This is a genomic window from Microcoleus sp. K5-D4 (assembly GCF_036704575.1).
Classification (GTDB): domain Bacteria; phylum Cyanobacteriota; class Cyanobacteriia; order Cyanobacteriales; family Microcoleaceae; genus Microcoleus.
The window spans coordinates 38,348-45,038 of record NZ_JAUBSD010000056.1; the positions used below are offsets into that span (position 1 = coordinate 38,348).

Sequence of the window (6,691 nt, forward strand, 5' to 3'; positions counted from 1 at the left end):
ATTTTAGATTTTAGATTTTAGATTTACTCCACAGATGAATCTGGGAGATTGAAATTTAGTCTAAAATCTAAAATTTTGGTTCTCCACGAATTAAGTCGGGGGCTTATTTCCGTTTTTTGACGAGTCAGTCGATTTTAGATTTTAAATTTTAGATTTTAGATTTTAGATTTACTCCACAGATGAATCTGGGAGATTGAAATTTAGTCTAAAATCTAAAATTTTTGGTTCTTCACGACTTAAGTCGGGGGCTTATCTCCGTTTTTTGACGGGTCAGTCGATTTTAGATTTTAGGTTTTAGATTTTAGATTTACTCCACAGATGAATCTGGGAGCTGGAACTTTAATCTAAAATCTAAAATTTTTAGTTCTCCACGACTTAAGTCGGGGGCTTATCTCCGTTTTTTGACCCGCCAAAAACATCTATTGTTGAATACCCGCTCTGCGGTTTGAACCGTGAGATTTTTGAATAAGCCGACCACCGACAACCAGTCGATCGATCGAAATTAATCGCTAAATTTGGTTCAGACCCCGCTCCGGCGGGTTTGGCGCTAGATTGAGCCCGTGAATGTACAACAAAAAGGCTTGAAGTCTTGAACAGAAGCAAATTGCACCCAGCCCGCGTTGCTGGTTGACGAGGGCGGCGAGCGACTAAAGCGCTCGAGCCACCGCGGCTTCCATAACAAGCGATTATAGCGTGAAACGACACATCCCGATCGAGAGCCGAAGGTGAAATATTCCACCACGGCTTCCCTATTTTAACCATAACCCAGGATTAGCTGACTACGCTCAACCTGTAGAAGCTGAATTTCCTGCTGGCTGACTTGTTCGAGCATGAACACAATATGTTCTGGCTTGAGCAAGTTGCCATCGCTGCGACAACTGCCAGTAAAGCGCAAGACGGCTCTACCTTGGGATGTACCACCAGAGGCAGAGGTGCTGCTTTCTGGTTTCTGCTCTACAAGCTCTAGTTTGTGCAGTCGATCGCGCAAATTGACATCCTGCGTCTTTCCCGACTTAGTAGTATGCACCCGCCAAAAAGCTTCGGTTTCGACGATCGTCTTAACCCAAGCTTCCCAATTGGCATCAGGAGCCACGGAGACAGAAGCAGCATTGTCCCCGTCTAATTCGCCATTTTCTGTCAGCGAACCCCCTACAGCGACAGTAATCACGTACTCCGCTGCTTCTAACAACTGGTTAGCAGAAGGAGCCTTGAGATCGATCAACTCAACCTTGTAAATCGGAATATTTTCCGGCAGCTTAGCGGCCAACTTTTCCCGAAAACTCTCAATATCGATCGACTCAGTGAGCTCAAAGTCGGCAATTTCCCCAGTGCTGGTAACACCTAGAGGCAGAGCATTTGCCAGAGAAATCCGAGGGTTCGGGTGAAACCCGCCGGTAAACGAAATCGGCAAATCGGCTCTGCGGACTACTCGATCGAACAATCGGATCAAATCCAAATGACCAACCAAAGCCATATCGCCCACCTTCCCGAACCAAACCCGCAAACGCTGTTTCCGCTCCGTATTCGGAACAAACTCCCCAGCAAACTCTGGAATTGGCAGCGCATCCACAACCACATTGTGTCCGAAATCGGTGCCGCAAACCCCGCAGCGCGAACACCCTTCAAAGGAACAGTCGGGAACAGTCGCTGCTTCTAAAGCCTTTTGCAAGTCAATTTTCAGCCAGTTTTTGTCGATTCCCGTATCTAAATGATCCCAAGGCAGGGCCTGATCGAGAGAGAGGGGGAGAGAGGGGGACGGCGAGAGGGGGAGAGGGGGGGAAGGGGAGAGGGGGAGATCCGGAGAATTGGAAAAATCTTCGTTGATTTCTCTTCCGACGGACATTGGACTGACATCCGTTACATCCGTTACATCCGTTACAGAATCCGTTGCCGAACTTCCGACGGACATCGGACTGACATCCGTTACATCCGTTACAGAATCCGTTGCCGAACTTCCGACGGACATCGGACTGACATCCGTTACATCCGTTACAGAATCCGTTGCCGAACTTCCTTCTTCCTTCTCAAACAGATTCCACTCGCCGCTTTCGACTTGGCGGTATTTCCAGGTAAGGCCAGACTCATCGATCGCCTGAGTCCAAGCTTTGTAAGCCTGATCCAAGCTTTCCCACCACGCATCCATACCCGCGCCAAGTTCCCAAGCGCGGCGGACTACAGCAGCCAAACGTCGATCGCCCCGTCCGACAAAATCCTCCATTGCCGAAATCCGCACATCAGTGTAATTCACCTTGACGCCCCGCATCCCCCGAAATTCTCCCTTCAGGAGTTTTTGCTTGCGGGAAAACTCAGCAGTAGAAACCGAGTGCCACTGAAAAGGAGTGTGAGGCTTAGGCGTAAAATTAGAAATTGTCAAGTTAAAATTCAGTCCCCGCCTGCCATCTATCCTGCATTCCCGGTGCAGCCAGCGGACTGTTTCGGCGATGCCCAGAACATCAAAATCTGTTTCTCCGGGCAAACCGATCATAAAATACAGCTTGATTTTATCCCAGCCGCGATCGACCGCAGTTTTGACACCCCGAAGCAATTCTTCGTTGGTCAAACCTTTGTTAACGATGTCGCGCATCCGCTGAGTACCAGCTTCCGGCGCAAAAGTCAAACCGCCTTGTCGCGTACCGCCGAGAATGTCGGCAATATTATCGTCAAATCTATCAACGCGCTGGCTGGGTAGAGACAGAGAGATATTTTTATCTTTCAGGCGATTTTTGATTTCCATCCCGACTGCAGGGAGTGCCAGATAGTCGGAACAACTGAGGGAAAGCAGGGAAAACTCGCTGTGCCCGGTGGCTTGCATCCCCTGTTCGATCGCCTCTACGACTTGCTGCGGTTCGACATCGCGCGCGGGGCGAGTCAGCATTCCCGGCTGACAGAAGCGACAGCCGCGAGTGCATCCCCGGCGGATTTCTACTGTCAGTCTGTCGTGTACTGTCTGGACGTAGGGAACCAGGCCGATCGAATAAGCTGGTATAGGAGTTGCCACGCGGCGCAGAATTCGTTCTGGAACTTGCGGGCGGTTGGGATGAACAGAACCGTCGGCCGCCATATCGTAGAATTGCGGGACGTAGACGCCTGGAATTTGCGCTAAATCCAGCAGCAATGCTTCTCGGCTCAAATTATTTGTTTTGCCTTCTGCCAAAATCAAGCCAATTTCTGGCAGCAACTCTTCTCCATCTCCTAAAGCGATGAAGTCAAAAAAGTCCGCGTAGGGTTCGGGGTTAGAAGTTGCCGTTTGCCCGCCAGCAAAAATCAGCGGCATTTGACCGTTTTGGCGGTTTGTCGCTCTTTCTTGCCAAGTTAGGGGAATGCCGGCTAAATCCAGCATTTCCAGAATGTTTGTGGCTCCGAGTTCGTAGCTGAGGCTGAAGCCCAGAATATCAAATTCTGTGAGCGATCGCCTCGATTCTACGGCAAACAGCGGAGTTTTGGTCGATCGCAGTTTTGCTGCCAAGTCAGGGGCGGGCAAATAAGCCCGATCGCACAACTGTCTCGGCCCTGCGTTCAAAATGTTGTAAAGGATGATGTGTCCCAGATTGGAAGCACCAACTTCATAAACTTCTGGGTAAGTGAGAACCCAGCGCACCAATGCCCCGTCCCAAGGCTTGTGCGTAGATCCCAATTCGTTTCCCAGATAACGAGCAGGCTGATTAATGTCTGCTGTAAGTAATTCTTCGACTTTTACTGCCACGGCTCGACTCGCTAAATATTTGCGACTCTTAAGCAGCCTACCTTAAAATCTGCCAACACGCCAACGACAGTCGTCTGTCTTTTCGGGCATTTAACCGAATTTGCTGTGTTTTGTTGCCTGTTCTTGTCGCCCAGCAGCCTCTATCAGTGTTGTTTTACATCAGTGTTGTTTTACGCAGGAGTTTTGGGCATCAAAGCTATCGACATTTTCAAATATTTCAAAAACTCGATCGAGTTGGCTAAGTTCCAGAATCATCTTAATCCCAGGGGATACCGAGCAAAGACTAAACCTGCGCCCCATTTTTTTCGCCTGCTTGAGGCCAGAGACCAATGCCATCAAACCGGCACTGTCAATAAATTTTACTTCGCCCAAATCTACGAGTACCGCTACAACCCCGGGGGCTGCAATTGCTGTCATTAGTTGCCGTCCGAATTCTCCGCAGGTGGCTGCATTCAGGTAGTCTAGGGGTCGAATCACCGTAATTGGTTTATGGGCAAGAAGTGTCTGCATATGTCAAACCTATGATTGCTACGTATTTTCAACTACTGCGCTGGACGGATGTAAGCCTAAACCTACTTGATTACTCTGAGCCTAACTTAATCTGAGGCAAACTGACCAGTTGTTATCAGTAATTTTACTGAATCTTTATTTATTGACTCTTTTTTATGAAGTTTTGCGTAAGATTTGGGGAGGAAACGTAAGCTACTATACTATTTTTTATTTAGGCCTGAAGGTTTAGTCTTGGTAACTCTAAAAATTGCGATCGAGTTTGTCCTAGCTGTTAGATAAAACTGATCCATGTAATTTAAATCACTTATTAGTTCTGATCTAGATCACCTGTTAGCTCGACACTTCAGAGGAAAATTAAACTGTACGGAGTTCTCCGACTTACTATGCAAGCAACTCATGCTATTCGTCAACTTGTAGAAAAAGCCCTCTACATTAAGCAGTTGACGCCTGACATTGAAAACGAAATCAACTACGAGCTCACCCGTTTGGGGTACATCTCGGATATTGATTATGAGGCTTTAGAGTTATTAATGGATGAAATGGATGCCGGCAGGGTGCAATTGGTATCTAGCCGTCGATAGTGGGAACCGGGCGACCTGTCCACATCCAAAAACCAAAAAATCATTGCACGGCGGGCAATAGAGGAGTGTTAGAAGCATTTACGTCGGCCCAATATTTTTCTAATGAAGCATCTCCTTGCTGAACTTGATATTTGAGGAAATAGTGTTAGGGGCGATCGTCCCTGCACCTCTGATCAAAAGCTAAAAACTTTGACTTAAATTAAATCTATAACTTTTGGGGTATGACAAATTAGGTTAATTGTAGCTAAAAGTCATGCTTAATGAAGCAGCTAATTGCTGAACTTGATATTTGAGGAGAGACTGTTAAGGGCGATCGTCCTTGCACCTCCTACAATTTGAGATTTGAGATTTGAGATCTGAAATTTGAGATTTGAGAAGTCGGACTACAGATGATGATCAGGGTTTGGAACTTGTCTACAGTTGCATTCCTTTTAGAAACTGCTATCAGTATCAAAAACTACACACTATGACCTAAATTAAATTTATAACTTTTGGGTCTTGACAAATTAGCTTTAAGTCTAATTAATACCGAACATTTTTTCGGCAGAATTAGGACTCAGGCAAACTGTCACAAATAAAGCTTAAATTTTAAGTATGTAGTTGCGCTTGTGCGCTCTTAGCTTAGGAAATAGCGTACAACAAGCGCAACTACATATTTTTGTTTAATCTGGCAGTTGCTCTTAGTCCTAAGAATTATCCGATCGCTCCAATGCAAGAAAATTGGTTTGTAGTCACGACCTCGGTCCTCAAAGTTTGCAAAAAACCCACTCAATCTAAAATCTAACCTCTAAAATCTTTGATCGCGCCGCCAAACTTGCCACCACCGCGACCAACTCAGCAGGCTCGATCGGCTTGGGTACATAAATTTGAAAACCTTGCTGCAGTGCCCGTATCCGTTCCTCTACCCTACCAACCGCCGTGAACGCCAACGCCGGAATTTCCCTGTCCACCATCCGCGATCGCACTTGTTGCAGCAAAGCCTCTCCGTCAAGGGCCTGTATCCCGATATCGATCGCCAACACATCCGGATTCAGCCTTTCAATCGCCTCCAACGCACCCTTTCCAGAGCTAGCAGTCTCCACCTGAGCCCCGCAATCTTCGAGTACGGTACAGGCAAAATCCAGGGAATCCGCGTCGATATCGACCACCAAGACTCGCACTCCAGAAAGATTGCTGTTGACAAAAGACTCCTTTACAGGGGCTCGCGCCTTGCTTGGAGGAATCGCCAACTCCCCAAGTCCAGCAACAGACAATCCAGCGTCGCAATGAAGCTGTTGAATTGGCAATTTCACTAAAAACCTCGACCCTTTTCCCTTCCCGGCTGATTCGGCTTGCACCGTTCCCCCGTGCATTTCCACAAGATGCCGCACTAGGGCCAAACCCAAACCCAATCCGTTGTACGATCGCCTTGTAGAGCTGTCAGCTTGGCTGAACCGCTCGAAAACGTGCGGCAAAAACTCTTCTGAAATCCCTTGTCCCGTATCGCTGACTTCAATTTCGACACTAGCGGGCGACAATTTTTTACAGCAAGCGGATTCCTCACGGGCCAAAGTCCTCTCCATCTTTCGCACCTCTACCTTCACCTGTCCGCCATCGGGAGTAAACTTAATCGCATTCGACAGCAAATTCCACGCTACCTGCTGCAAACGACCGGAATCGGCAAAAATCCGCCCGGTAGTGGGGTCGAAATCCGTCACAATTTCAATATTTTTGGCGGCAATCGCGGGCGCGAGAGTATCGATCGCAGCCTCAACAGTCGAAATCACATCCACCCACCGCAAATTCAGCGACAGTTTGCCAGTAATAATCTGCGACACGTCCAACAAATCCTCGATCAGAGTTGCCAGCGATCGTGTATTGCGGTCGATCGTTTCCAGAGCCCGAACAGTCGTTTTTT

At 47.7% G+C, this 6,691-nt stretch carries 4 protein-coding genes; 1 reads left to right on the forward strand and 3 read right to left on the reverse strand.

The genetic code is table 11. The features are described from left to right. Nucleotides 1–754: 754 nt before the first annotated feature. Nucleotides 755–3,703 (reverse strand): TIGR03960 family B12-binding radical SAM protein, encoded by a 2,949-nt coding sequence (locus QUA77_RS18035; RefSeq protein ID WP_333451567.1) that lies wholly within the window; start codon nt 3,701–3,703, stop codon nt 755–757. Nucleotides 3,704–3,862: 159 nt separating this feature from the next. Next, the gene (locus tag QUA77_RS18040; RefSeq protein WP_333037243.1) at nt 3,863–4,213 is read right to left on the reverse strand and encodes an STAS domain-containing protein; all 351 of its coding nucleotides are present in this window, start codon (nt 4,211–4,213) and stop codon (nt 3,863–3,865) included. A 383-nt stretch (nt 4,214–4,596) separates the two neighbouring features. On the opposite strand from QUA77_RS18040, the gene QUA77_RS18045 reads away from it, so the two are divergent. After that, entirely contained in the window at nt 4,597–4,794 is a 198-nt protein-coding gene (locus tag QUA77_RS18045; protein WP_015176637.1) for a hypothetical protein, read from the forward strand. 773 nt (nt 4,795–5,567) lie between these two features. On the opposite strand, the gene QUA77_RS18050 is transcribed toward QUA77_RS18045, so the two are convergent. Beyond that, a partial coding sequence (locus QUA77_RS18050) for a hybrid sensor histidine kinase/response regulator (protein WP_333451569.1) occupies nt 5,568–6,691 on the reverse strand: 1,124 nt, incomplete at its 5' end.